General features: G+C 64.1%; 22 protein-coding genes. 13 read left to right on the plus strand and 9 right to left on the minus strand.

Annotated elements, in window-relative coordinates; genetic code table 11:
* Positions 1 to 117 precede the first annotated feature (117 nt).
* The 8 genes from ACIHFD_RS59835 to ACIHFD_RS59870 all read left to right on the plus strand — a co-directional run bounded on the left by ACIHFD_RS59835 (position 118) and on the right by ACIHFD_RS59870 (position 7,640).
* Positions 118 to 390: a hypothetical protein gene (locus ACIHFD_RS59835; RefSeq protein ID WP_397374559.1), complete on the plus strand. Its 273-nt coding sequence runs from the start codon at positions 118 to 120 to the stop codon at positions 388 to 390.
* A gap of 451 nt (positions 391 to 841) precedes the next feature.
* On the plus strand, positions 842 to 1,663 hold the full coding sequence (locus tag ACIHFD_RS59840) for a hypothetical protein (RefSeq protein ID WP_397374560.1): 822 nt from the start codon (positions 842 to 844) through the stop codon (positions 1,661 to 1,663).
* A gap of 572 nt (positions 1,664 to 2,235) precedes the next feature.
* Positions 2,236 to 2,577: a hypothetical protein gene (locus ACIHFD_RS59845; RefSeq protein ID WP_397374561.1), complete on the plus strand. Its 342-nt coding sequence runs from the start codon at positions 2,236 to 2,238 to the stop codon at positions 2,575 to 2,577.
* Positions 2,564 to 2,989: a hypothetical protein gene (locus ACIHFD_RS59850; protein WP_397374562.1), complete on the plus strand. Its 426-nt coding sequence runs from the start codon at positions 2,564 to 2,566 to the stop codon at positions 2,987 to 2,989. The genes ACIHFD_RS59845 and ACIHFD_RS59850 overlap by 14 nt, the downstream gene beginning before the upstream one ends.
* 452 nt (positions 2,990 to 3,441) lie before the next feature.
* The gene (locus ACIHFD_RS59855) at positions 3,442 to 4,494 is read left to right on the plus strand and encodes a DUF4192 domain-containing protein (protein ID WP_397374563.1); all 1,053 of its coding nucleotides are present in this window, start codon (positions 3,442 to 3,444) and stop codon (positions 4,492 to 4,494) included.
* On the plus strand, positions 4,491 to 5,954 hold the full coding sequence (locus tag ACIHFD_RS59860) for a YifB family Mg chelatase-like AAA ATPase (protein WP_397374564.1): 1,464 nt from the start codon (positions 4,491 to 4,493) through the stop codon (positions 5,952 to 5,954). The genes ACIHFD_RS59855 and ACIHFD_RS59860 overlap by 4 nt, the downstream gene beginning before the upstream one ends.
* A 73-nt stretch (positions 5,955 to 6,027) precedes the next feature.
* Positions 6,028 to 7,065, plus strand: a complete 1,038-nt coding sequence (locus ACIHFD_RS59865) for a DUF932 domain-containing protein (RefSeq protein WP_397374565.1) — start codon at positions 6,028 to 6,030, stop codon at positions 7,063 to 7,065.
* A 92-nt stretch (positions 7,066 to 7,157) separates the two neighbouring features.
* Positions 7,158 to 7,640, plus strand: coding sequence for a hypothetical protein (locus ACIHFD_RS59870; protein ID WP_397374566.1), 483 nt, complete (start codon positions 7,158 to 7,160; stop codon positions 7,638 to 7,640).
* Between the two features lie 481 nt (positions 7,641 to 8,121).
* Here ACIHFD_RS59870 and ACIHFD_RS59875 read toward each other — a convergent pair whose 3' ends face one another.
* Positions 8,122 to 8,814, minus strand: coding sequence for a helix-turn-helix domain-containing protein (locus tag ACIHFD_RS59875; protein ID WP_397374567.1), 693 nt, complete (start codon positions 8,812 to 8,814; stop codon positions 8,122 to 8,124).
* 123 nt (positions 8,815 to 8,937) lie between these two features.
* Between ACIHFD_RS59875 and ACIHFD_RS59880 the strand changes: the two genes are divergently transcribed.
* The 5 genes from ACIHFD_RS59880 to ACIHFD_RS59900 all read left to right on the plus strand — a co-directional run bounded on the left by ACIHFD_RS59880 (position 8,938) and on the right by ACIHFD_RS59900 (position 13,415).
* Positions 8,938 to 9,645, plus strand: a complete 708-nt coding sequence (locus ACIHFD_RS59880) for a B3/4 domain-containing protein (protein WP_397374568.1) — start codon at positions 8,938 to 8,940, stop codon at positions 9,643 to 9,645.
* A 20-nt stretch (positions 9,646 to 9,665) separates the two neighbouring features.
* Positions 9,666 to 10,061 (plus strand): thioredoxin family protein, encoded by a 396-nt coding sequence (locus tag ACIHFD_RS59885; protein ID WP_397374569.1) that lies wholly within the window; start codon positions 9,666 to 9,668, stop codon positions 10,059 to 10,061.
* Entirely contained in the window at positions 10,018 to 11,091 is a 1,074-nt protein-coding gene (locus ACIHFD_RS59890) for a fatty acid desaturase family protein (RefSeq protein WP_397374570.1), read from the plus strand. The genes ACIHFD_RS59885 and ACIHFD_RS59890 overlap by 44 nt, the downstream gene beginning before the upstream one ends.
* A 19-nt stretch (positions 11,092 to 11,110) precedes the next feature.
* A complete protein-coding gene (locus tag ACIHFD_RS59895) occupies positions 11,111 to 11,368 on the plus strand; it encodes a hypothetical protein (protein WP_397374571.1) in 258 nt (85 codons plus the stop codon).
* Between the two features lie 67 nt (positions 11,369 to 11,435).
* Positions 11,436 to 13,415, plus strand: coding sequence for a CHAT domain-containing protein (locus ACIHFD_RS59900; RefSeq protein WP_397374572.1), 1,980 nt, complete (start codon positions 11,436 to 11,438; stop codon positions 13,413 to 13,415).
* Here the strand turns inward: ACIHFD_RS59900 and ACIHFD_RS59905 are convergent.
* From ACIHFD_RS59905 to ACIHFD_RS59940, 8 genes are all read right to left on the minus strand, one after another.
* The gene (locus tag ACIHFD_RS59905) at positions 13,402 to 13,878 is read right to left on the minus strand and encodes an ACT domain-containing protein (protein ID WP_397374573.1); all 477 of its coding nucleotides are present in this window, start codon (positions 13,876 to 13,878) and stop codon (positions 13,402 to 13,404) included. The two genes, ACIHFD_RS59900 and ACIHFD_RS59905, sit on opposite strands and share 14 nt — an antisense overlap.
* 708 nt (positions 13,879 to 14,586) lie before the next feature.
* On the minus strand, positions 14,587 to 15,882 hold the full coding sequence (locus ACIHFD_RS59910) for a C40 family peptidase (RefSeq protein WP_397374574.1): 1,296 nt from the start codon (positions 15,880 to 15,882) through the stop codon (positions 14,587 to 14,589).
* Entirely contained in the window at positions 15,879 to 16,745 is an 867-nt protein-coding gene (locus ACIHFD_RS59915) for a replication-relaxation family protein (protein ID WP_397374575.1), read from the minus strand. Before ACIHFD_RS59915 ends, ACIHFD_RS59910 begins: the two co-directional genes overlap by 4 nt.
* Before the next feature lie 40 nt (positions 16,746 to 16,785).
* On the minus strand, positions 16,786 to 19,146 hold the full coding sequence (locus ACIHFD_RS59920; protein ID WP_397374576.1) for a type IV secretory system conjugative DNA transfer family protein: 2,361 nt from the start codon (positions 19,144 to 19,146) through the stop codon (positions 16,786 to 16,788).
* Positions 19,143 to 20,819, minus strand: a complete 1,677-nt coding sequence (locus ACIHFD_RS59925; protein WP_397374600.1) for a VirB4 family type IV secretion system protein — start codon at positions 20,817 to 20,819, stop codon at positions 19,143 to 19,145. The genes ACIHFD_RS59920 and ACIHFD_RS59925 overlap by 4 nt, the downstream gene beginning before the upstream one ends.
* A 62-nt stretch (positions 20,820 to 20,881) precedes the next feature.
* On the minus strand, positions 20,882 to 21,823 hold the full coding sequence (locus ACIHFD_RS59930) for a PrgI family protein (RefSeq protein WP_397374577.1): 942 nt from the start codon (positions 21,821 to 21,823) through the stop codon (positions 20,882 to 20,884).
* A complete protein-coding gene (locus ACIHFD_RS59935; RefSeq protein WP_397374578.1) occupies positions 21,820 to 23,277 on the minus strand; it encodes a conjugal transfer protein TrbL family protein in 1,458 nt (485 codons plus the stop codon). The genes ACIHFD_RS59930 and ACIHFD_RS59935 overlap by 4 nt, the downstream gene beginning before the upstream one ends.
* 152 nt (positions 23,278 to 23,429) lie before the next feature.
* Positions 23,430 to 24,650, minus strand: coding sequence for a hypothetical protein (locus ACIHFD_RS59940; RefSeq protein WP_397374579.1), 1,221 nt, complete (start codon positions 24,648 to 24,650; stop codon positions 23,430 to 23,432).
* Between the last annotated feature and the right edge of the window lie 320 nt (positions 24,651 to 24,970).

Genomic DNA, 24,970 nt, shown 5'->3' on the forward strand with positions numbered 1-24,970 from the left:
GAAGTGCGGCGGTCAGGGGCAGGGTCGAACTGCCGACCTTCGCTTTTCAGATGTAGCGATCCGCCTGCTGGCGGGCGGCGACCAGGAGGTAGGGGATGCTCGTGGCGCCTTCCGCGTGTGGGACTGGAGCGGTTGTGGACGGCGGCCTGGTGCCTGCACGCCGGAGATGACCCGGCCGCCGAAAACTGGGTCGCGGCGCACGCGCTGGCCGTGCTGGCCGGCCACGCCGATCACGTCGCCGCCACGCTGGATGCCCAGGCCGCCGCGGCGTGCGAGCCAATAAAGGCTTTTGCAATTACGCCTATTTCGAACAGTTGCCAGCCGCGCGGCCTTCGCTGCGAAGTAAGCGATCACGGGTTTGCCGCATGGGACCGCTGGCCACTCCAATGACGACTCCCGCACACGTCACACCGCCTCACTATAGGCCATTCCGGTGCGCTCGCTAGGCATCCCATTAGGTGTTCGGATAACCATGCAAATACCCCTACGAACTAACTGGGGGGGTGCAATCAGAGGGAACTCGAGGCCCGATGGGGGCCTAACGCCCGTAGCACACCCCGACTCATGGAGGCGTAGCGCCACCACAGAAGCGCCAACCAATGGGCCAAATAGTTCGAAAGCCCATATAATTAACAAATATTCATATTTCAAAACAAGTCAATATCTTAGCGGCAATTTTAAATCCCACGGCCCTCCACTTTATTTCATATTCGCGATCTCATGGCTGTCAAATATAATCAGACAGACTAATTGATTTGATCTCCATTTTGGGATTAAATAGAAGTGGTCAAAAGGTGAGGTGCCCACGACAGGCCGGGCGCGAAACGATCGGAGAGCGGTCATGCAGAGCAGCGCAATCGGGAAGTGCGTTCCAAAGAACATTCCCGGCGGGAGCCTAGCGCCAGAGGACATGGCGCGCGTCATGCCGGAAGACTGGACGGAAATCCGCAAGCTGGCACGGGGCTACTGTCGTACGGTCGACGCCACGCGGTCCCGCAAGCGTATGGACGGAAGCGCCACAATCGTCAAGGGCGGCCACGCTCCCTACGGCACGGACGACGTCTCCGACGACGTCAATCAGGACGCCGTTCTGCTGTTCGCGCAACGGCTCCGCGACGTACTCGCCAAGTGCCGGAGGGCGCCCGAGAGCGGCACAACCACCGAGACTCAGTCGTGGATTTACGTACGCCGCGACGGTACGGAAATGACCATCACCCGGACCACGCTCCAACGTTGGGCTGTCCGGGACGCTGCCGCCCGCAACGGCTATCGCGTGGACGTACCTCCGACGGAGGTAGACGCGACCCCGGGCTCTCAGCTCATGCGCGGGCTACCGCACGCCGAGAATGTGACGCGTGCCGCGGTCGCGTTCTCCACGGCCCAGCACAGCGCAGCGATCTTCCGGCAGGCATTCGGGGACGGGCAAGAGTTCCCTGTACTGCGGAAGATCATCGCCCAGGCAGAGCAGGCGGAGGACCTCGGCCGAGCGGGCATCCTGGCCGCTGTCGCCCAGGAGCGGGAGGGTGGGGCTTACGGCTCTCGCCGTGCCGTTATCCGCGTCCGAGACGCCGCACGCGCGGAGCTCAGGGAGCTCTCAGAGCGGCTTGACGATGCGCGAGACGCCATGGTCTACACGGGGAGCCGGCCAGCCATGGAGGACTGACGCAGCAGCGTAGAAGGGCTCCGGAGTTTCTACTCCGGAGCCTTTTCATTTGCCAAATTAACGTCCCGAGAGCGGACGTTTGAGGCGCTCTCCGCACCGTATTTAAGTGAAGGTCGAGCTCAACCCTTACAGAAAGGAGTCTCCCGCCTACTTCGACGAGCAAAAACGTTGCTGGAGTACGGACGGTTGAGCCGATGCTGTCACCGTATTTAAGTGAGCCTCTGAGAGACATCGATCGCAACGCCTGCTCGTGGATTGATCGGTTAAAGCCGCCGGCTGGGGATCAGAAACCCACATGCTTCGCGTTGACGATTTCTAGCGCGCTGATAGTTCTCACCTGGACACAAGTTGGGATATCCGACAGACGGACAGGCATTTCGCGCGTAATCGCCGATAAGCGCATCCAGAAGACGGGCGTCCGTGCCTTCCAATCCGAGGGTCGGTTATTCGCTCACGCCTGACCGATGGCCCCCGTTTCGTTGCGCTTTTGTCTTCTCTCAGTTGATCTACGTTCCGGACGGTAAGGCAGGCCCGTCCGGACCGTTCCGTATGCGCCGTGAGGAGGTCCGTACATGGAACTTATCCCTGCTGAGGAATTGTTCGTGGTGGTGCTGTGCCCGCGGCTCGCGCCGATGGCGCACGGGTCGGGGTGTTCGTTCCGGCACCTGTTTTTGCCGCCGAGACCTGGCCAGGAGGGGGATTGGAGTGGCACCGTTACCGACCTCGATCAGATTCGCGTGCGTTTCCCCGGCGTGCTGTTTCACACGTGCCTGCGAGACGCGCTGCAGTACGGCATCCGTCAGGCCAACGCCATCGCGGCAGGCCTGGACCCGCCGCCCTCACCTTCGCCACCTGTTCCTCCAAGCGAGGGCGAGCGTCGATCGCGAGGAGGCCACCCCTATGGCCGTGCTTGACGGCATCACTCTGCCCGCACGCTGGCAGATCACTTCTCGTCTGCTGGCCGGATGGTCGATCGACGCCAGCCACCTGCTCGAACTGTGGCCGCACAGCCGCACCAGCGATGGGCGGATCCGGTGGCTGTATCGGCTGTCTCACCACAACACGACGATCTTCACCGCCACCGACACCAGCTCCCCCGTCGGCGTCGTGCTGTCCACTCGCGCACTGATCAACTCCGCCACCACCGTACTCAGCTTTCTGACGCTGTGCCCAGGAGACACTGACGCCGACTACTTCGACGCCTACACGCCTGAGCAGCTCGCCTGGCGTGACTGCTACGCAGAGGAACTGTCGCTGTACGCGATGGAGGATCTGTGCGGTTACTGCGGTGCCGATCACCCCTCCCCCAGTTGCGGGATCAGGTGAGCCCCATGTCGCCTGCCTCCAGTCGGTCCCGCTTCCCTGGCCTGCGCCTAGCCCAGCACGCCGCTTTCACCACCCGCGGCGGACTGTCCGCGGTGTGCACGCCCCCACTTGAGACCGGTCGGCTTCCGACCGAATGGGTGGAGCGCTACCGAGCCGACGAAACGCGCATCGTGTACGTGGTCCTGTCGTATGCCACCCCGATCGCCTGGGTCTGCGATCACAGCGAGGTCGTCATTCCCGCGTGCTGCTACTCCTTGATCACCACACGCCACCAGCAACTCTGCCGCACCTGGCTATAGCGCCCCGCTAGCGCCGCCCTGTCGGTTCGCATTCCATAAGCCATCGATCCACCACGCCGCCGTGTCAGCGCGCCGTAAAGCCCCATTACCCGGGCTGTACGGCGCGCTTTGCCGTGCCCACCCGCTGTCTCCGATCCCTGGAGGTGTCCTGTCGTGACCGTAACCGTGCGCCTGTCGCACCCCGTCGACTACCTCGCCATCGTCCCCTACCTCCTCGGCTACCACCCGACGCTCAGCCTGGTCATCCTCTCCTTCCACGACCAGGCCCTGGTCAACGCCGTGCGCCACGACCTCCCCTACGGCCCGCACGAGACCCACGACGTCATCGCGACCAGCCTGAACATCCTGTCCCGCCACCAAGCCGACGAGATCGCCGTGATCGGCTACGGCCCGCCCGACCAGACCGCCTCTCTGCTGAACAGCCTGCAAGAGGCGCTCTCCCCCACCGGCGTCCAGATCAGGCAACTGCTGAGCTGCACGCAGGAGCGCTACTGGTCCCATCTGGATATGGGACCCGAGGACAGCACCCCGTACGACCTCACCACCAGCACTGCCGCTGCCGGCGCCGTCATGGCAGGCCTGTCCGCGTTGCCGGATCGCGCCGCCTTCGGCGCCACCTTGGCCCCGATGGACGGACCGGACCGCGAGGCCGTCCAGCAGGCCACCCGCACCGCCCGGGAGCGCGCCGCCGCTCTGCTGCCCACCGCCACACCCCGATACTGGTACGACGAAGGCCTGCGGCAGGTGCACGAGGCGTTCGCGCGCAGCGTCGCCGATCAGCCGATCACCCCTGAGCAGGTGGCCTGGCTGGGCGTGCTGCTCACCTCCAAGGTGATCCGCGACGCCGCGATGACGTTGCTGGGCAGCTACGCCGAACCGGCCCACATCAAGCTGTGGGGCGAGATCACCCGCCGGGCCGAGCCGGGTTACGTCGCCGCTCCGGCCACGCTGCTCGCCTTCGCCGCCTACAGCAGCGGCGCGGGCACCTTGGCCCGTGTCGCCCTCGACCGCGCCCTGTCCGATGACCCCCGCTACAGCATGGCCACCCTTCTGGAGTGCGGGCTCAACCATGCTGCGCCCCCGTCACTGATCCACAAAATGAACATCGCCGACATGGGCGAGGAGATCGAGGCCCAGATCGAGCGCTACCCGCAATCGGTGCTGCCGCTCCTGCCGGAGCCAATTGAGGACGGCGAGCGACGATGACCTTCGCCGCCGTCTCCTCCGCCGTCGTGATCGGCTTGTCCGGGCATCCCGTTCGCGTCGAAGTCAGCCTGTCCCCCGGCCCCCGCGGCTTGCATCTGACCGGCCTGCCGGACACCACGACGGCGGGGGTCCGAGACCGGGTCCGCGCCGCCATCCTCAACAGTGGCTACGACTGGCCGCAGGAGGAGGTCACGGTTGCCGTGCTCCCCTCCGACATGCCCGTGTACGGCTCCACTCTGGATGTCGCGATCGCGGTGGCCATCCTGGCCGCCCACGGCGCGATCTCCCTCGAACGGCTGACGCACACCGCGTTCCTCGGGGAGCTCGGCCTGGACGGCTCCATCCGGCAGGTCCGTGGCCTGCCCTGTGCCGTCCGGTCACTGATCACCTCCGGTATCCGGAGAGTCGCCATCCCGCTCGGCAACGTCGGCCAGGACATCCGTTGTGCTGTCATCGGGGCCACGTCGTTGACCGAGTTGGTCGAGCAGCTCAACAGTGACGCACCCTCTACCGTGCCGACCGCGTTGGATCCGGCGCAGGGGGCGCCGCTCGACCTGACTGACCTGCCGGGCAACCACGCCGCGCGTCATGCTCTGGAGGTGTGCGCGGCCGGCGGACATCACCTCCTCCTGATCGGGGACGGACCCGCCACAATGCTGGCCGAACGCCTGCCCGGCATCCTGCCCGCACTCGATGACGCCAGCCTCGCCGAGGTCACCAAGATCTACGCTCTGACCGAAAGCCGATGGCGGGGCCGACGTCCGCCGTTGTGCGAGCCCCATTACACCAACACCGCCGCCGCGATCTTCGGCCGCCATACTGCCGGGCAGTTCCGTCCTGGCGCCGTGTCGCTTGCGCATGCTGGGGTGCTGTTCCTGGACCAGGCGCCGGAATACCCGCGCAGTGTGCTGGACGGTCTCCGCATACCGCTCGAGACCGGCGAGATCGTCCTGGCTAGTTGGCAGGGCACGTTTATCTTGCCTGCTCGTTTCCAACTGCTGCTGGCGACTTCGCCCTGTCCCTGTAGCGGCGGCAACGCATGTCAATGTCGTCCGGTGGAGCGACGCCGTTACCTCCAACGCCTCTCCAGCCTGCGCGATGGGATCGAGGTCGCCGCGCCTATCGATCCCATTGACCGCAACGCCGGGCCCGGCGAGCCGAGCAGCGCAGTCGCCGATCGGGTGGCCGCCGCTCGCGACCGCACCGCCCACCGGTTGGCAGGCACGCCCTGGCGGACCAACGCCCAGATTCCGGCCTCAGAGCTGCGTACCCGTTACCGCCTCGACCCCGACGCCCTCGACCCGCCCGAAAGCCGGCTACGCGCGGGCGCACTAACCCCCAGCGCCCTGACGCGGATGCTGCGCCTGGCCTGGACCCTGGCCGACCTGCGCGCCGCCCACCACCCCACCCGCGACGACACCCAGCGCGCCCTCCGCCTCTGGCAGGGCAAACCCGCCTAACCACGCCCAGCGCGCCCCGGGCCGCGTGCCCGGGGCGCCTTCGGCATGCCCGAAACACGATCGGAGGATCTTCATGTCCCGCGAGAGCCTGACCTGGCTGAACCAGAACACACTGATCGGCTTCACCACCAAACGCGGTAGCGCCTGGCACTACCGCGCCAGCCACCAGGGCGACGAGCCCAACCACTACCCCGGCCCCATCCCGGTCGCCGACGTCAAACGCCGCTTGTTTCACTGGCAGCCCGTTGAAGGCACCGTAGAGACCAGCTACCTGACCGGCGATGGCGTCACGCGGCTGACTGACCCCAACCGCAAAACGATCATCCGCCCCGACACCGGCCACATCCTCGGCATCTTCAAACAGGGCTTCCAGATCCACGAATACAACCGCTGGCTCGTCGATCACATCGAAACGATCCTGGACGCCGATCTGGCCATCGGCTCGGCCGGCCTGCTGCGCGGTGGGGCCCTGGCTTGGGTTCAGATCGAACTGCCCGACACCTGCACCACCCCCGAGGGCGTCGCCTTCCGCCCGTTCCTGTCCGCGGCCACCTCCCTGGACGGCTCGCTGTCCTCCACTTACCAGACCGGCGCTCAACTGATCGTCTGTGACAACACCCTGTCCGCGGCTCTGGCCTCGAACAACGCCAGACGCGTGAAGATCCGGCACTCCCGGAAGAGCCTGGACCGCATCGTCGACGTCCGCGACGCCCTCGGGATCATCCACCAGGCCGCCGACAACTTCGCCGCGGAAGTACAGCAGCTATGCCGGGTCGAAGTGTCCAACGCCCACTGGCGCGCCTTCCTGGACCAGCACGTCCCGCTCCCAGAAGAGCGTGGGAGAGGCCGCACCCTGGCCGAATCCAAGCGCCTCGCCCTGTCCCGTCTGTGGGCGCAGGACGAACGCGTCGCGCCCTGGCGCGGCACCGCGTTCGGCATCCTGCAGGCCGTCAACACCTACACCCACCACGGCCAAATCGTCCGCGGAGCTGTACGCGCCGAACGCAACATGCACCGCATGGTCACCGGCGACGTCGACGATCTCGACCTGGCCACCGTGCAAACCCTGGAGAAGGTGCTCAACCGCTCCATCCTGAGCGCCGTGGCCTGACCCCACCAAAGTGCATGGCGCCACAGTCGGCGCCATGCACCGCATCGCGTCATGACAGGATCTGTGGGGGACTGCGGTGTTCGGAGGACGCGATGAACGACGAGACGGCCGAGTTGCTCTTCGACGTGGTCGGCCGGCTGGAGAAGAGCATCATCGCTCGCGACTGCCCCGCCATCGTCGCGCTCCAAGGCGAACGCCAACTCGTGCTCAGCGACTACGACTACCTCCGCGACCAGCAATCGGCAACGGACTTCGAAAATCGAGCCGCCACCAAAGCCCAAGAGATCGCCGCGACGCGATGGATCTTCGCTGTCCCTCAAGTATGGGTGATCACCCCGGACACGGTCTTCAGCCGAGCCGTCTCAAACCATCCTCTGCGCGAAGGAGAGCAGGAGGCGATCACCTGGATGAGCTTCGACCAGAGCGATGGCGTGGACTATGGACGTGTCCCGTACACGCGTCGCCCGAACGGAGAGCCGGTGTTCGACGAACCGGAGATGTTCACCGTGAGCGTGCGTCCGGCCGAGCACATGCCGGGCTACACGCTCCTTCAGGGATTCTTCCCTGAGAACTAGATATGTGACCTGACAGGCATCATCGAGGCCAGATCCTAGACACATCCAGAACACGCCGCGATTGGTACCTCACCTGCGAACGCCAAGCGTCGCTGAGCCCGCTTCACGCTGTCAGGGTGCGAACGAGGATAGATCGACCACATGTCGGCCGCTGTGGCCCTGCACTTCCGGGCCTCTTGTCCACAATCGCTGAGTTGAATCTGAAACCACCTCGGCCACGGGCTTGGTCGCGCTGATCGTCCCCACCTAGGTCGTCGCCGTGGCCGTGTAGCCGCAAACGCTGGATCATCCGCCGGAAGGCCGCCCTGAGCGTCTTCGCCATCACCTTCGCGGGCCGCCTGGCCCCGACCACCCGATAACGATCAAGACCGAGATACACCACTGACTAGCCACACCCCTGGGTGGCGCCCAAAGCAGTGGCTCACCGGATCGGGAGAACCTGGACATCATCAATGCAGCTTGGGGATGAGGCTGAAACTGCTCAATCGAGGACGACAATCACTCCGAGAAAGCGAGCTCGCAGCTGTGAAACATTTTCATACGAGTATGTGCCCGCCGCCCTGAACTCTATGCTCTCGCCCTCACAGATGACGTACTTAGCGCCTGCGGCGGCAACAACAATATCTCCAAGGACCACATAAACCAGTTGAATGCACTTCTGCACAGCGTTCGTGGCGTACGAGTCGCCCGGCTCCAGCGTCCAATCCCAGAGTTCAACGCGGGTGGAATAGTTGATCAGAGTCAGCAGCCGACCAACGCTCGTGCTTTCTCCTAACCGGAGGGCGGGCAAGTCGGCAAGACGAGTAATACGGACACCGTGCGGCTCTCGCCGATGCTCTACCAGCCGAACCACGTCCACGAGTAACGCGTCCGCCAGTCGGCACAAGGTGCCGACACTAGGGTTCGTGTCACCATGCTCAATCTGAATGATCATCCCACGGCTTACTCCCGAGCGGGCGGCCAACTCATCGAGGGTCCAACCGTGCTTCTGCCGCTCATTGCGGACATTTCGGGCGATTGATCTCCGTAGTTGCGCCCCACTTCCTGGGCTGGAATCTCTCTCGGCCGCCAACTTACTGCCCTCCCGGTACAACATAGTGACGGACACTCCACAGACTGTGCACGCACTGCTACCATACTCGCGCGATTCGAATCGGGGAACACAGGCAGCCATCCAATATCATTCCGACACGCTAAAACAGATCATCTACGCATCGCTGATTATGGTCATCCCAAAGGGCAGTTTAAGGCTCCGGACCGAGTCTCTCACTGAACCGATCACCCCTGGAGGAAAAACATGCGGCTTATCATTTCAGAGGATATTCGTAAAAGCTTTCCCGACCTCCGGATCGCGCTTCTCGTGGCGCGGGACATCGATAACACCGGCCTCGATCCGGAACTGCAGGAACAAAAGCGATCCGCAGCATCGCGAATGTATGAAAACTTCACCTACGACACTCTCAACGCACGCACAGAAATTGAAGCCTGGCGAGAGGCGTATCGCGCTTTCGGAGTGAAGCCCCGGGATAGCCGGCCCACTGCGGAAGCATTCTTGCGGCGTTTGGTAAAGGGCGACGACTTTCCCACGATCTCGAAGGCGGTAGACTCCTACTTGCTCGTCGAAACCCAATACTTCCTGCCGGTCGGCGGATACGATCTATCAGAGATCACGGGCGACATAGTTCTGCGATTCTCTTCAGGAGGAGAGCCGTTCGTCCCGATTGGAGCAGCGGCGGAAGAAATGACTAAGCCAGGCGAGGTCATATATGCGGATGACGCACGAGTCCTCACGCGTAAATGGAACTTCCGCGACTGCGACACATGCAAGATAACAGACGCGTCTACGACGATCGGCCTGTTCACCGAGGCGCCTTTCGCTTCAGTCCAGACCAAGGCGCTCACGGACTCCATCCAACAGATGGCCGATTACATCCAAAAATACTGCGGCGGAACGGTGAAAACCGCGTTTCTCGACACTTCCATGATGGAGATCGATATCCCCTGAGCTAGGAGGGGAATTCTCTAATGCACTACATCATATCGACGGATGACCTTACCTCGCTAGTCACGCATAACCTGAGCGTGATTGTGTGCTGCTACTCCGACTGGTGTCCGGCTTCGAGTCAGTCCAAGCCGGTCTTCGAACGGGTGGCGGCAAAGCTTATCGACTCTGCCGCCTTCGCAAAGGTGCGGACCGATGTGAGCCCGGAAGTTTCAGAGATACTGCAAGTGACTGCCATTCCATCGTTCTATGCATTCACCTCGGGCACGCTCGTGGGTGTTCTGCGTGGCTCGGTTCGTGAGGGCGACCTTATCGAATGGATCTGCAGTTCCATCCCCACCAACTCTTTGCACGCTCTGGCCCCACTCCAATCTGGTGCCGATAGAAGAATATCTCCAGGATCGGGATTATCCGCGTAGCGAGGATGCTATGACTGCAACGAGTCGCAGCATGATGGACGGCCCTCCGGCCGAGATCAAGTCCGCCGTGAAGAAAGCGTCAACCAAAGACAATTGGAGAAACTGGTTATTCGTGGCGGAAGACTGGGGCGTGGTCGGAGCTGCGATCACCCTCCACCAGATCTGGCCGACGCCAATGGTGTACGGACTCACCTTGGTTGCGATCGGCAGTCGGATGCGAGCCCTGGCGAACCTTCTACACGAGGCAGCACACCATAAGTTGTTCAAAAATCGATACGTCAACAACCTGGCCGGCGCGCTGGTGTGTGCAGCGCCGATCTTCGTGAACTACCCGAAGTACGTGGCTACGCACCGACTACACCACAAATACTTATGGCGAGACGAGCGCGATCCGGACCTCAGCCTTTACCGATCAACACATACTGAGTTCTCATCGGCCTCCCGAGAGCTCTTTTTGCGTTTCTACGTCAAGCATGCACTACTGACCGCAATACCGGTTATGCCTTTCCTGCGGTTATATCGGGAGCGCCTCTCCACGGCTCACCAGCGTCTTGTCGGCGGCCTCGTCCTAGGTGGCGCCGGAGGTGTAGCAATCGCGCTGCCTCCTGCCTTGGTGGAGTCGTTATTACTGTATTGGATCGTTCCATGGATGACGACTTATCAGATCCTCAGCTACTGGGCCGAGCTGGGTGAACATGGCGGACTGAGGGCTCTCGGGTGGCGTTGGGGCAGCCGCAACTGGACGGGTAGCCCGATCTCGCGCTGGCTGATCGGCCCGCACTCGGACGATCTCTACCATCTACTCCACCACTGGTTCCCCTCCGTGCCGCATTATCGCTTACGCGGTTTGGACCGGGAATGTCGGTTGCTGTGGCCAGAGTACGGCGCTCAGTCCTATTGTAGAGGATTCTTCTGGTCCAGGCGCGCCGGACGTTTATCCGTACTGTACGACATCTGGCGCGGTGAACCCCCCGAAAATCTTCGGTCCCACAACGGCGCATCGGCATCCAAGTATGCCGCCCTCGGGTAGGAAAGGAAAGGATCAGTCAATGCTGGCAATCATCGGCATCAGTGGGATGGTCATAGGCCTGCTGCTCGTGATTACGGGTAGCTATATGGCGTGGCGAGCGGAAAAGAAGGCTGACGACCAACTGCGAGGTTCAGCCGAGTTCGTCGACTCACTGGCGCGCCTCATGGATTCGCTGGCGAAACACCCACTCGGAATACGCTTGCTGGTGCTCGGAATCGTCCTATTCTTCGTAGGCGGCATAGTTTCTGCCGGCGACGCTCTTTCCGCCATGCTGTAGTCGGAAGCCTCTAACTTCCTGTCCGAGAGGCAAGGTCGGTACACCCGTGGTCTTTCATCCTCTCTGGATGCCTCCACCCTGGTGGGCGGCATTCCCACACGACAGCAGTCGAGATGCATTCATCGGTGCGATCAATAAGTGCCTGCAGCCTGATGGTGGTTTCGGGAACTGGCCCCGCTCGGAGAGCTATCTGGAGTGCTGTTTCCAGGCTTTCGTGGCGCTCAACTCCCTTGATGCCACGTCACACGTGGACAACAGTAGGGTTCTCAGTTTTCTGCTAGAACGCGAAGTCGCAGCCGGCGGCTTCAGCGACGAGGCAGATGGTAATCCCACCCTGTTCAACACCTTCTATGCCATCGTCTGTCTCAACATGCTGGGCCGACTGCGTGATGTCAATCGCGAAGCTCATGTAAATTTCGTTCGAAGCCATATGGTCTCCGGTCGTAGATCACTCGCGTTTTCGTGCATGCCTGGATGGGATCCGGAACTCATAGCGACCCTTTGGGGAGTCATCATCCTGTCGATACTGGGCGCGCTGGCACAAGAGGACCGTGAAAGCCTTGGGCATTTCATAGGCCAGTGCTGGGTCGAGTCGGAGGGCGCTTATGGAGCTTCGCCCGGCCATCCGCCCTACATCGAGTACACCTATTGCGCGGTCGCGCTGCAGATATTGCTAGAAAGGCCGATATCGGAGGAACGCTCGACGCGCATCGTCAGCTTTGTCGAGCGTCTCTTCGACGGCGGATCGCACCTGTTCGGCGAGATTCCTAGCGCGCCGGGGACCCTGGGGGACTCCATGTGGGCCGCCTCCTGTCTTTCCATGCTGTCGGCGGTCGACGCATTAGACCTGCGGACCTTTCGGCGTACCGTACGCTCCGTGGTGCCGGACCAACTATGGAGTCTCCACTGTCAGCTTTCCATCCTCAATTACCTTGATCAGGCGGAGCCAAGCATCCGGTTGAAGGTTATCAATGTGGATCACGTGCCCGATTCCGACGGTTACGCCCTCGTAGCCACCGCGCTTCACAACAGATCTGTGATCGCTGGCCCGCTACGGCGCCTAAATACATTTAAAAGCACCCATGATCATGTCGAGGGAATGCTCAACGAATTAGAGCATATCCTCGTGACGGAGAGACATCGTTCCGTAGCAGACATTAAATTTGATGCGAAGCTTGACGCTGTTTCCGCGGAAGTGTCCGCTGCCTTTCTTCCGGGACCTGTATTGCAGGTGGAGGAGGGAGATTATGCTTTCGTCGAACTAACGTCAGAACCCGAGCTACTCAGCATTCCAATAGAATTGAGTCGGCTTGATAATGATATCCTCGGCATAAGGCTCTCCTGCGGCCGAATGATCCGATCGGACATCGCATCGATCGGTGTCAACCTCATGCCCCCTGACGCACTGCACGTACTTTTGCTCGCAGGTTCGCACAGAGGCCGCAAGGAGGTACTGCCCGGCTCGGCTCGAGAAATTGCCGGAATCGCGAAGAAACTTCGCATATTCGATTCGGTCGAGGTGTGTGTTCTTGCCGGACGGGAGCTGAATCGTGATACGCTGCGCACTCAGCTGACTGGCACGCAGTGGGATATCGTTCATTTCTCTGGACATACATTTGCGTCCTCGTCGGATGGCTGGATCTCTGGAATTCTGTTGGCCGACGGTGAGCTGGAGGCTCGCATCATGGCAGAGTGGACACGAGCGCATAGGCCAAGGCTCGTCTTCATCAACGGATGCGCGGCTGGCCGCATGAAGGGTCGAGATGTCGGTATGTTTCGCTGGGCCAACCGGGGGATAGGGACCGCCTGGATGGAGTTGGGGGTCGCGTACATCGGCTCGTACTGGTCAATCCGTGATGGTGATAGCAGTAGATTCGGCGAGCGCTTCTACGGTTACGTGATGGAGGGCATCCCAGTTGGAGAAGCCCTGCGCTTGACTCGCGTTCATATGCGGAACGGCGGCATCCCGCAGGCGGCTTGGGCCGGATATTCTCTCTTGGGCAGCCCACGTCTCAGGCTGAGCAGATACCGATTCAGTCCTCGCTGATGGAGATTGGCACCGCCGGAAAGCCGTTGACACCATTGGTGTTCACGGATAGATAGTCTTCGATAAACTGTCGCGGATCGAGTGAAATTTTTCGCAGAATCTTGATGGCCATTGATCCGCTGTCGCTCGGGACGAATAGGTGATCGTGATAGTAGCCGGCTACGATATTGCAGCTTATCCCGTTGGCCGCGAGATGGTGGCTGATCGTCGCCGTAAGGCCAATGGTCTCCAGGCTAGAGTGCACCCGAAGTGTGATCCAGGCGGCCGGGTACACGTAGGGAATCTCGTGTTCTTCGGCCTGTGCCTTGTGCAAGATTATGCTAGTGCCTTCGTCTTCTCTGACCATCGATATCGGCTTTAGATGTCCTGGGATATCGCCTTTTATTATTGCGAAGACATATGTCCCTTCGTGAAGCGACGGATCCATGGACTTGATAAGGGCGTAGAGATCCTGGGATGACATCTAGGCATCATAGACGCTCCGTGAGTCTGCTCGGTGGTGTTCAGAGGAGTTGGTGTGTCTGGAGGGTTTCCGGACCCTACTTGAGACGGATGTCAACTGGTAGCAGCGGGTTTGCTCCATGTTTCAGGCGATTTGCTGGCGCTACTGACGCTTAATTCGTGATGTCGGATGCTCAGTGCCGATCTGGTGTAGCCCGGTGGCAGCCTAGCGGCCGTTGTGAACCCATCCGGTTTTGATGGACAGTTTGGTGTGCTCCGCCTTCGGTGTAGCACTGGTCCTTCAAACCGTCCTGGCTTGGATCAGGAGTTGTTGCTTGACGTATGCTCCACCAGTTCCCGGCCCTCGGCACCATATGATCGTCCCTTCTGGGGCTCGGTGAGAGAGTGGGTTAGATCTCAATCACGGCCTATACGTGGCCAAGTTGAGATACCTCTCGGCGTATGTCCATGTCAGACCGTGATCGCGGCGGACTGTAAAATTACTCCCGCTGACCTGTCACTGTCATAAGTACGTGAGTTGCGCGAGCTGGTGGCATAGCAGCCTGGCGCAGAGGATGACGCGGACACGCAGGACGAGACATAGCCGCCTTGCCGAAGGCGGATCAACTCCTATGACGGAAGGGCCCGCACTTGGCGCGGGCCCTTCCGCTGACCTACTCATACCGATTGGTCAAAAGGTGAGAGCGGTCGTTTCTAGGGTACGCCGAGATCACCTCGGGCGTACGGCTCCGGCGAACTCAGCTTCTCGGCTCGCCGTCCATTGCCCCACCTGAACCTTGCTGCCGGTGGTTGGAGCGTGCACGTAGCGCTTGCCGTCGATGTTCATGACCACGTGATGGATTGTGGACGGGTCCCTCGGGTTGGTGGCGAAGAAGACCAGGTCTCCCGGCTTGAGTTCAGAGCGCGGTACCCGGACGCCCGAGCGCCATTGCACGGAGGTGTGTCCGCCGATCCTCACGCCGGCCTTGGCCCAGGCGTACTCGGCCAGCCCCGAGCAGTCGAAGCCTTTGGTTTCGGCACCGTGGTCGATGCCGAAGCTGGGCCCCGTCGGGCCGCCGCCGCCCCACGAGTACGGGACGCCGATCATCTTGAGTGCCGCGGCGAGGGCTACCGCGCCGCGATCAGATGTGCGTATCGCGGCGAGCGTCGTGGGGTCCAGGACTTGATTGATCTTTCGGGACAGTTCCTTGCAGCGTCGGTCGGCAACGGTGCGAACGATCTTCTCAGCCAGTTGGGCAGTACTGGCGCCCGGCTTGACGTACTTGCGTGCACTACGGAGAGCGCCGGCTTGGAGGGCCATCTCTACGTCCGCCACGACGGTGGCTCGGGTGACCCCGAGTGACGTCGCCAGCTCGATGCTGTCGCGTACAGCCTTCGTGTCCGCGGGAGACAACTCCAGCGTGTCTCGAGCCTTCCGGCTGGCGGGGGACTCTGTCAGCCCGGTGACAAGGCGTTCTGCTCGGGCTTCGTGCTTGGCGTAGGCATTCGGGAAAGCTGATCGTTGGATCGCCTGGGCCACGGCGGTGAGGGGCTTGGCCGGCCAGTTCTTGACTCTGGTCAGGCGGTCGAAGAAGGTCCGTGTGGCATGACGAGGGGTGGAGACCTGAGCTCGGGTGCCCCAGCCGTGCTCCGGGTGCTGCTGGAAGATCCCGAAGGCACGGCCGTGATCGCCCACGGTGCTGTTGTCGAGGGAGGACTCCTGGAGGGCGGTGGCGATGCCTATGACGGCGGCGCGGCGCGGTAGCCCGAGGTCGTTGGCGGTCTTGACGATGATGCGGGCGTTGGCTGCCTGGTGCGGTGTCAGGTCGAGCCGCTTGGAGGTGGCGCTGGTCTTGAGGGTTGGGGATTTGCCGGTGTAGGCGCAGACAGCTGAGGCGAGTTGTGCGGGGTCGGCTTGGGTGGCTGCGTACTGGCCTCCGCCGGCCATTCCGGCAATGATGGCGGCGCCGGAGACCAGCCCGCCTCCTGCGGCGATGGCTTTGGCAAGCCCGGCTTCGAGGATCATTCGGCTGCCTCCTCGGACGGCTCGAGAGACGCCTGGGCTCCGAGCCCGGGCCAGCGTTCGGCGAGCTCCGCCAGCCTGCAGCGCGGACCGTCCACGTCGGTGGGCAACCAGCGAGCGCCCGCGGGCCCGTCGTCCACCGAGCCGTCGACCGTGGCGGCATGGCCCGTGGCAACGGGGACGAACATGTTGCCGGGGTGGTGCTTGAGCTTCTTGCGGAGATTGGCTTCCCGGCGCTCGCCTTGGACCCAGAAGAGGACGGGAGTGACGATCCGGCTGGACTCGGTGAGCTTGGCGTAGCCGTCCAGCTTGTGGGCAACGCGGTCCAGTGGTTCGGTGCCGGTGTCGTATTCGAGGAAGAACTCGATGTTGTGGAGTCCTTCGATCCAGCGGCCGTAGGCGTCCGGCCGTGCGATCGATCCCCATTCGGCAGCACAGCGGCGTTCGGCCCACCAGGTGGTCAGCTTGGCGTTGGGGTGGCGGCGCGCGAAGCCGTGCAGGCCGGCGGCGATGCCGTTGGTGCCGACGGTGTGGGCGAGCCTCTGGCTGTAGACGATGCTGAGGACCCGGTCGCGGCGGTAGCCGAAGTCGGACAGTTCGACCCCGTCCTCGGAGGCTAGTACCGCGGCCGCTGTTTCGCCGATGACGTAGTGGTACGGCGCCGTGCCCATGGACGGCGGAAGGTTGGGGCGAAAGCGCTCCAAGATTCCCATGCGGGTCAGTGCCAGCAGTCGGCGGCGGGCGGCGTCGTCGGTGTCGAAGAACATCTCGCTGACCTGGGGCGAGGTCAGGACCCGGAAGTCGTGGAGCAGGCGGATCAGGGTGCGGTCGCGCTGGGTGAGGCGGACTGCCAGCTCGCCGAGCATGCGTGGGGTATAGCGGATCGTGGACAGGGTGGTTCTCCTTTCAGAAGGTGCGCCGGGCGTCCGGCTTGGGAGTGGCGGTGGCTGCTGTACGGCCGTGTGCCTGTGCCGCTGCGGCGCGGATGCGCTTGGCGACGTCGTGGGAGGGTTCGGGGAGGGGTCTGGTGCGCAGGGTGAACGGCGGTACTTCGGCCGATTGGGCGACCAGGCGGGCGGCGGCTTGGAAGGCGTCGAGGTTGGCCAGGTCGTGGGCCTTCAGGTAAGGCGTGAAGTGGTGCTCCACCTCGCCGGCGTCCTGGGGCGAGAGCGAAAAGTAGATCTTGTTACGGGCGTCGGATGAGATGGCCTGGCGGAGCTGGCGGGGGAGCTGGGCCAGGTGCTGATGAGCGAGGGTGAGGGATATCCGGTACGCGCGTGCTTCGGCGAGCATGTCGGCCAGCGCGTGCGGCAGCGTGAGGAAGTTGTGGCACTCGTCGACGTAGAGCGCGGCGGGGTTGCGTGGGTGGTCGATCTTGGCGCGGTGAGAAGCGGCCTGCCAGACCTGAGCGAGGAGCATCGAGCCGAGCAGGCGGGCGGAGTCGTCACCGAGGACGCCTTTGGGGAGCCGGACGAGCAGGATCCCGCCATCGAGCACTTCGCCCAGGTCGAACGTCGAGCTGGCGGAGCCGAGCACGTCGCGGACGAATGGCCGTAGGAGGAAGGCCCGTAGCTTGTTCATGATGGGAGCGGTGACATTGGCCTGAGCCGGCTCTGACAGGGCGGAGTACCAGCTCCAGAAGCCGCGCAACAGAGGGTCGCCGATGGTGGCGGTCTGCTGGCGGCGGAAGGCCGCGTCCGACAGCAGGGTGGGGATGTCGGCGAGGGTGCCGTTGTTGCGAGCGAGGGTGAGGGCGCAACCGCGCAGGATGTCGTCAGTACGGGGCCCCCAGTAGTCGGCGTAGATCTGGTGGAAGATGCCGACCAGGTTGTCGACGCCCATGGCCAGGTCCGGGCCACCCAGGACGTTCAGGGAGGGTCGTGGGTGCCGATCATCCGGGTCTATCAGGACGACCTTGTCGGCCTTTTTCTCCGGGATCAGTCCGAGCAGGTCCCGTACGAGGTCTCCCTTGGCCTCGATGACCGCTACGCCGCGGCCTACCTCGATGTCGGAGAGGATCATCTGAGCGAGGAGGGTGGACTTGCCGGTGCCGTTGGGGCCCATCACGTGGACGTGGTGGAAGGAGTCGGTGACCCGCAGCGCGACGGGGCGATCGTGGCCGGCGTCGGAGAAGCCGAGCATCTTGGCGTACGCTCCGCCTCGGGCGATCTTCGGGGAGGGCGGGACGGTGTTCGCGCCTGCTCGTTGGAGTCCTGGCACCGATATGTCGAGGGGGAGGTGGGCGACCGCGGCCAGCTCAGGCACTGACAGGAGGTAGCCGCGGCTCATCCGGCGCGAGGCGAGACGGCTCGCGGGTAGGAACAGTCGTCGGCGTTCCAGCCTGTTGTGTCCGCTGAAGAGGGCGAATGCTGAGGCGAGTGCGTGGGCGCGCCCGTGAATGGCGTACTTACGGGTGACTTTTGCCGAGGCCGGGTCGGTAGATTTCGGCTCGTCTGCCTGGACGGCGTAGCGGATGGCGACTTCGTAGCGGGAGTGGTGAGCCTTTTCCCTGATTGCCCGGGCTTCGGCTGCCTCCTCCAGGCGGCTGGCCCGGTCGCCGACGGGCTGAGGCAGGTGGCGCGGTCCTGGGTTGACGAGGTCGAGGAAGGCCCTCAGCAGTCGAGCTGAGACGCCGCCCCAGGCACTGATGAGCCGACGGCCGGTGGCTGGGCGGGCGAGGACCTGCACGCAGGCGTGCTGCCAGCCCGGCATCCCAACCGCTGCGCCGATGAGCGCGCGCAGTGGATCAGTGCTTTGGTCGTACCGGATCGGTAGTCGCTCGGCTCGGGCCAGGGCGAGCTGGCCGCCGGTCGCGTACCCATCGGTGGGTACGGGTGGGGCCGTCTTGTGGATGACCGTACGTGAGGAGGGCCAGGCCGCTTCGATCGCGTGCTCGACGAGGTGCTGCGGGATCGAGCCGGGCACCCACAGGCCGATCTTCACGCCCGCCGTGCTGAAGGTGTACTCGAAGGCGAAATGCGGCTGGCCGAACAGCAGCCGCTTCCACGAGGGCCGGAGCAAGCCGATGAGGTTGCCCCAGAGCGCTTCGGCGCCTGGCATGTTCGCCACTGGCGGTGCGAGGATCTCGATGCACCGCGCACCTCGTACGAGGCGGTGATGGCGCAGGTACACCCCACAGGCGCGCAGCAGGACGGCGAACAGGGCGACGGCGAACAGGGCGGCTACGATGTACCAGCCATGGGTGGCCAGCCAGCCGAGCGCCTGGTCCAGGGCGGCGTCAGGGTCTTTGAGGAGGTCGAAGATCACAGGTCCACCTCCTCGTCGTCGAGTTCGGCGAGCTCCTGTGGCGACGAGGTGACGAGCTCGTGCTCTCGTGGACTGGAGATCACTTGGAGCGGGCAGCGCTGACCACCCGTTCCGGCTGTGAGTAGGCCGGTCCCTCTTTCCGCGGAAAGGAGGAGCTGCCGTTCGCCATCCGACAGCCGGAACGCCTCGGCGACCTTGTCGATCGCCTGTGGTGCCTGGCGGAGCAGGATCTGGGTGGTGGAGTTGGCGACGATGGCCTGGCCGAGCTCGGAGCCGAGCAGATCGGCGGCGTCTTGGGTCACTACGGACAGGCCGGCCCAGTGCTTGCGGGCGGACTTGGCCATGCGGAGCAGGAACTGCGCGCCCTCGGGGATCTTCATCAGCAGCCAGGCCTCGTCGACCACGACCAGGCGGGGGCGCCGGTTGTAGGGATCGGAGATGCGGCGCCAGATCGCGTCCAGCGTCAGCAGGGTGCCGACCGCTTTGAGCTCCTCTGGTAGATCGCGCAGGGAGAAGACGATCAGGTGGGAGTCGGGGCGGGTCGTCGTGGGGCCGTCGAAGAGCTGGCGGTGGCTGCCGGAGACGTACGGCGCGAGCCCGGCGGCCAGTTCCTTGGCCTTGGGATCTGGGTCTTCGGTGAGGTTCGCGGCAAGGTCGCGTAGGAGCGGTGGCTGGCGACTCCAGGTCTGGGAGGAAGTGGTCATGCCCGCTTGCCGGTAGGTGGCAAGAATTGCCCGGTCGAGTGCCGCTTTGCCGGCGTTGCCGAGCGGCTCACCGAGCATGATCGCGATCAGCGTGTGCAGGAACAGTGCCCGCCGGGTGAGGGGGTCTTCGCCGCGTTGGTTCTTTGGCGGCAGGTCGAACGGGTTGAGGCAAACCTTGGGCGCGCCGAGGTGGACGTACGCGCCGCCCACCGCGTGGGCGAGGCGGGCGTACTCGTCCTCGGGATCGATGACGGCCACCTCGATGCCCGCGTACAGGGAACGGAGCGCCTCGAGCTTGGTCAGGTAGCTCTTGCCGCTGCCGGAACGGGCCAGGGTGACTGAATTGTGGTTGTCCTGGGCGAACCGATCCCAGGCGACCAGGGAGGCGCTTGCCGTGTTGGCGCCGTACAGCACGGCTGTTGAGCCGAGCTCTGTTGTGAGGTCGGGGCTGGTGAAGGGGAACGCTGCTGCCAGGGCTGGGGTGTCGAACGTACGGCGCATGGCGAGGTTGTCGTAGGCGAGCGGGAGCGAGGCGACCCAGCCCTGCAGTTGGCGGAACGTCACTTGGCGCGCGTCCAAAAGCAGGGAGGCGGCCAGTGCGCGCACCTGGGCGCAGGCGTCGTCCAGCTCGTCGGCGGAGGTGGCGTGCACAGTGAGGTAGATCGAGGCGCGGAAGAGCTTGGCCTGGCCGCGAGCGATGCGGGAAGCCAGCTCCTGAGCGTCTTCGGCGGCGGCCTCGATGCTCGGGTCCAGGAGGCGGCCATGCTCGTGGTCGGAACGAAGGCCGGACTCCAGCCGGGCCAGCTGCTTGCGGAGGCGATCGGCGGCGACGAGGGATGGGACGGGTTCGACGTGCAGGGAGACGTCGAGCCGGCCTGGGTAGGTGAGCAGCGGCTCCAGCCAGCCGGGGGAGACCTCGCGTGGATAGCCGGTGATCGCCAGCGTCGCGCACAGGCCTTCGCCGATCATCACGTGTCGCGCTTCGATTTCCACAGCCTGTGGACCGAAGCCGTTCGATGGGCGGCGGATCTTCACCAGATGCCTCCTGTCGTGATGACCTCGCCAGGCAGGGCCATGTCGTCGTCGGGCAGAGGAGGGGCTGAGGGGTCGAAGCAGGAGGCCAGAAGTGCTGCGACGGCGCGGGAGTTCAGGAGCCTGGCGGTGAGCCCGCAGGAGCTGAGCACTCTGGATGCCTCGTCCAGCCGACGCAGCGCTCGCGCGGCGGCCACGTCGCGTCCGTTGGTGCCGGTGGTGGGTTCGCGAATGATCAGTAGGACCTGGCGACGTAGTAGGTCATGGCGGGCGGCCAGCTCGTGGAGGAAGGCGGCGTGTTCGAGCGCTGCGGAGGCGAGTGCAGGATGGGGCAGTTGCCGGGCGTTGTCCTGGAGCGTCGCGATGGTCTCGGTCAGGTCGACGCGTTCGGCTCGGACCAGGATCTGTGCAGGTCCTGACAGGGAGTTGAGCCAGCGGCCGAAGACCGCGACGAGGGCGTCCTGCTCGTCGGGGGTGCGTAGGGCGAAGCTGACGGTGGAGACCTCGGCCACTGCGGCGACGCCGTCCGGCCCAAGATCGATCAGGCCATCGCCGGCTACGCCGCGGGCGGGGAGCTTGAGGGGAGCGGGCAGGCGTTGCGGCCTGGCCGCTATCCAGCTGGGTGGCATGGGGATGTCCTCGGGGGATGCGACCAGGTGCTTGGGTGAGCGCTGGTGCCGGATGGCAGCCAGCACGTAGCGGTCGAGGGAGATGCCGTCGCGGTGCCCGATGGCAAGGAGGAGGGCGGCAATTGCCACGGGCAGTGCCACTGCGGCACAGACCACGAGTGGCACGCGGTCCCCGATTGCCGTGTAGGCGCCGTAGAGCGCGGAACCGGCGCCGAGCAGGATTGCCAGTTGCCGGGCGGTGAACGATCCGAGGATCTTGTCCGGCTGTTCAACGTCGGCGGGGATCCGGGCGATCGACTCGTCCCAGCTCATTGGCTGCCACCTCCCCGCGGCTTGCGCGGGCGTCGGCGCGGCGGCGTGGGAGTGGTGTGACCGCGGTTTTCCGGCCATTCCACCTGGCCGGGGATCGGCGCGTTGGGCGGGACGATCGGCCGGACTGGGCGCTGCGCCTTCGGCGGCTCGATCGCTTGGTTGGGGCTCGATACGTTCCGGTTCCTCAGCGCCATCATCTGGCCGAGCCCTGCCGGGCCGTTGGCGTAGTAGGTCGTGCGCGGATATCCGTAGACAGGGGTGTTCGGGGGCACTGGTGGCTTGGGGCGCGGCGTGGGCTGGTACCTGCCCTGGATGGCCGGCCCGGCCGGGGCGTGTTTGATCGGTGCGGGTTGCCAGTTCGAGGCCCGTACGGGACGCCGGGCCCACGTCGGGGCGTGCTTGGCCGGCCCTGGCCCACCGCGGGCGGCGGAAACGGCAGTGAGCGCGGTTGCCGCGGCAGCGCCGGCGGGCCCGCCGACCGTGCCAGCGATGACCTTCCCCGCCAGCGCCCGCGTTGCCGCCTTACCGATCCGGCGCTTACCGCCGCCGCTGCCGCCCTTGCCGAGATGCATGGCTTTCCGGACCGGCATGGTGAGCTTGGACAGGACGGCGTACTTGATGATGCGAGTGATCGTTGAGCTGGAGTTCTGGATGAAGATCCGTCGTGAGATCCAGGACGGGATCCGGACCAGGATGATCAGCAGGCAGAGGGCCAGGACTAGGTTGACCAATTGCCCGGTGGGGGCGAGGCCGAGCAGGAACCGTCCGTCCTGGTTGAAGAAGATCCGGACGGCGAGGACCAGCGTGAGCGACTGAGCGACCTGGATGACCAGGAGGCCGATAAAGGCTCGCCACCAGAACCGGGCCAGCCCGTCGGTATGGGGCAGCGCGTGGCAGGCAAGGGCCAACGGCGCGGCCACCACCAGGAGCAGCACCAGAGCGGATCGCATCACGAAGCTGATCAGCAGCAGGATCACCAAGATGATCGCGACGAGTGCGAGGAGGGTGTAGAAGATCTGGAGGTTGCTCGGCGGCAAGATGAGCATCCGGATCTGCGCTGCCGCCCGCTTGTCGTCGAAGTCCCGCCCCAGGAGTGCCGTGGACAGGGCATTGCCGACTTCGATGATCTTTCCGCAGATCAGGAAGCTCATGTTGGACGCCAGGATGGCCATTGCCAGGCGCGGCAGTACCTCCTTGACCGCGTACCGCGTCTGGACGCTCTGATGCCCCATCGCGGTAATCGCGCCGATCGTGGCGAGCAGGACGAACGCCGAGTCCGCCATGGCTGCGGTGACCTTCCACAGGTCGAGGACCCTGCCGGAGGCGGAAACGTCGGGCGTGATCAGCAGCGTTTCGGCCAGCGCGTCGAGCAGCGGCTTAATGGCCGATGCGACGAGATTGGCGAACCAGCCGTTGATCTGCTTGATGATCCAGTCGCCGAAGCCGATGCTCACCTGCGGAGGCGATGGCAGAACCTCCGGGCTGGGCGAGGGCGTCGGAGTGGCCCAGGCGGTGCTGACGGTACTGGCTAGCGCCGCTGCGGCAATAGCGGCAACGAGCAGGACGCGAGCCGTTGTCCTGGTTGCTCGGGGTGAGGTCATGGCGCTCACCCGCCACCCACGATGCGCTTGAGTACGCTGACGAACAGCGGCGCCAGGACGGCCAGCCCGTAGCCGAATGCAGACGCCTTGAGCGCTGCCTTGGCCTTCTGGACCTCACCGGGGTCTCCGCCTGCCACCAGGTAGCGAAGCCCGCCGATGGTGAGCATGAGTGTTGCCAGCGCGGCAAGCAGGCCGATGAGCCAGTTCCGCAGGTTGTCGAAGACGGTGTTGAGATCCTGCGGTACCGCGGCCGCCCGTCGGGCTATCGGCGAGTCGGCCAGCGCAACCGATGCCGCAGCGGCAAGGACGACGGCAACCGCTGCCACGACCAGCACGCTCTGAATGAGACGGCGCCGACTGCGGCGTTGCCGGGTGGAAAAGGGGTTCCGCGCGGAGCCGATGAGGCTGCCCCGGCCTCCCTTCTGCTCATTGGTGATGGATTCCGGATCTGAGGTGATCCGGCTCCGCGCGGAAGTCTTGGGGGTGTCCTCCACCCCTCTGGGAGCGGTGGGAGTGATCGATAGGGACGGCGCCAGCTCCACGTTTCCGGACAGAACGGCATCGGCGAGGACCTGCTCACGCCACTGCCGCCGCTCCTCGACCGCCTCGGGCGTCAGCCCGAGCAGCTCGGCGTCCAGCTCATGGACCACGCACTTGCCGACCGCATCGGCAAGGACAAGATCCGGATGCTGCCACGGTGCGGCCGGCACCTTGGGTGCGTGCTCTGAGATGTGTTGGGCGGCCTCAGTTTCAACGTTTCGCCGGGCTCGCTCACCGGCTCGCTGAGCAGCCGCGCACATACGAGGCAGGATGTTGGGCTGATCGAGGTCGACGTCCCTCACGGCGGCGATGAAAGCCGCTAGGACCTCGGTGTCGATATTCGCGGGACCGCCGGCGATGGGGTAGAGGCACAGCCGCCCGCAGATACGCCGCAGTGCGGGCACAGCCGTTCCCACGGCACCCGCCAGCCACTTCGGGCCGTCCCTGCGAGCCCGGATGACGAGCTCTCGCCAGACGACGTCGCGGGTGGCGTTGCACAGCATGCGCGAGGCCAGAAGGTCACGAAGCTCCGTCAGCGGGATCTGGCGTCGAGGAAGCTCGTGCGAGAGCTTCGCACCTTCGAGCGTCAGGCCGCCGGGAACGCTTGCGAAAAGTTGAAAGACGTGCTCGACGACATCGAGCGGTGAGCGGTCCTTGAGGGGCGTCTCACGAAGATCGGTACTCATCGGGTTGCTCCACTGCGAGAGGAATTTCGGTCTCGCAACCCGGTGTATGGGGCACCTCTGGCCAGGCTCGGGCGGCCAGAGGTGGGGGATTTACGCCACAACTACGGAACGTTGGCCGCCGAGGCACGGGTTAGCTTCCGGGTATGAGTCGCCAGAGAGCCGCCAAAGGCTGTACGAGGGCACAGAGCACGCCACGCCGTAGAAGTGATCTTGGCGGCCCCGCCTCTGAGCATGACGCCCAAGGTCACATTGCCGAGCGAAGGCCTGCCAGAGCTCCGCAGGCATGTCGCCAGAGGCAGTTGTTGGAGTGAGGGGAGCGT

This window comes from Nonomuraea sp. NPDC051941 (assembly GCF_044593615.1).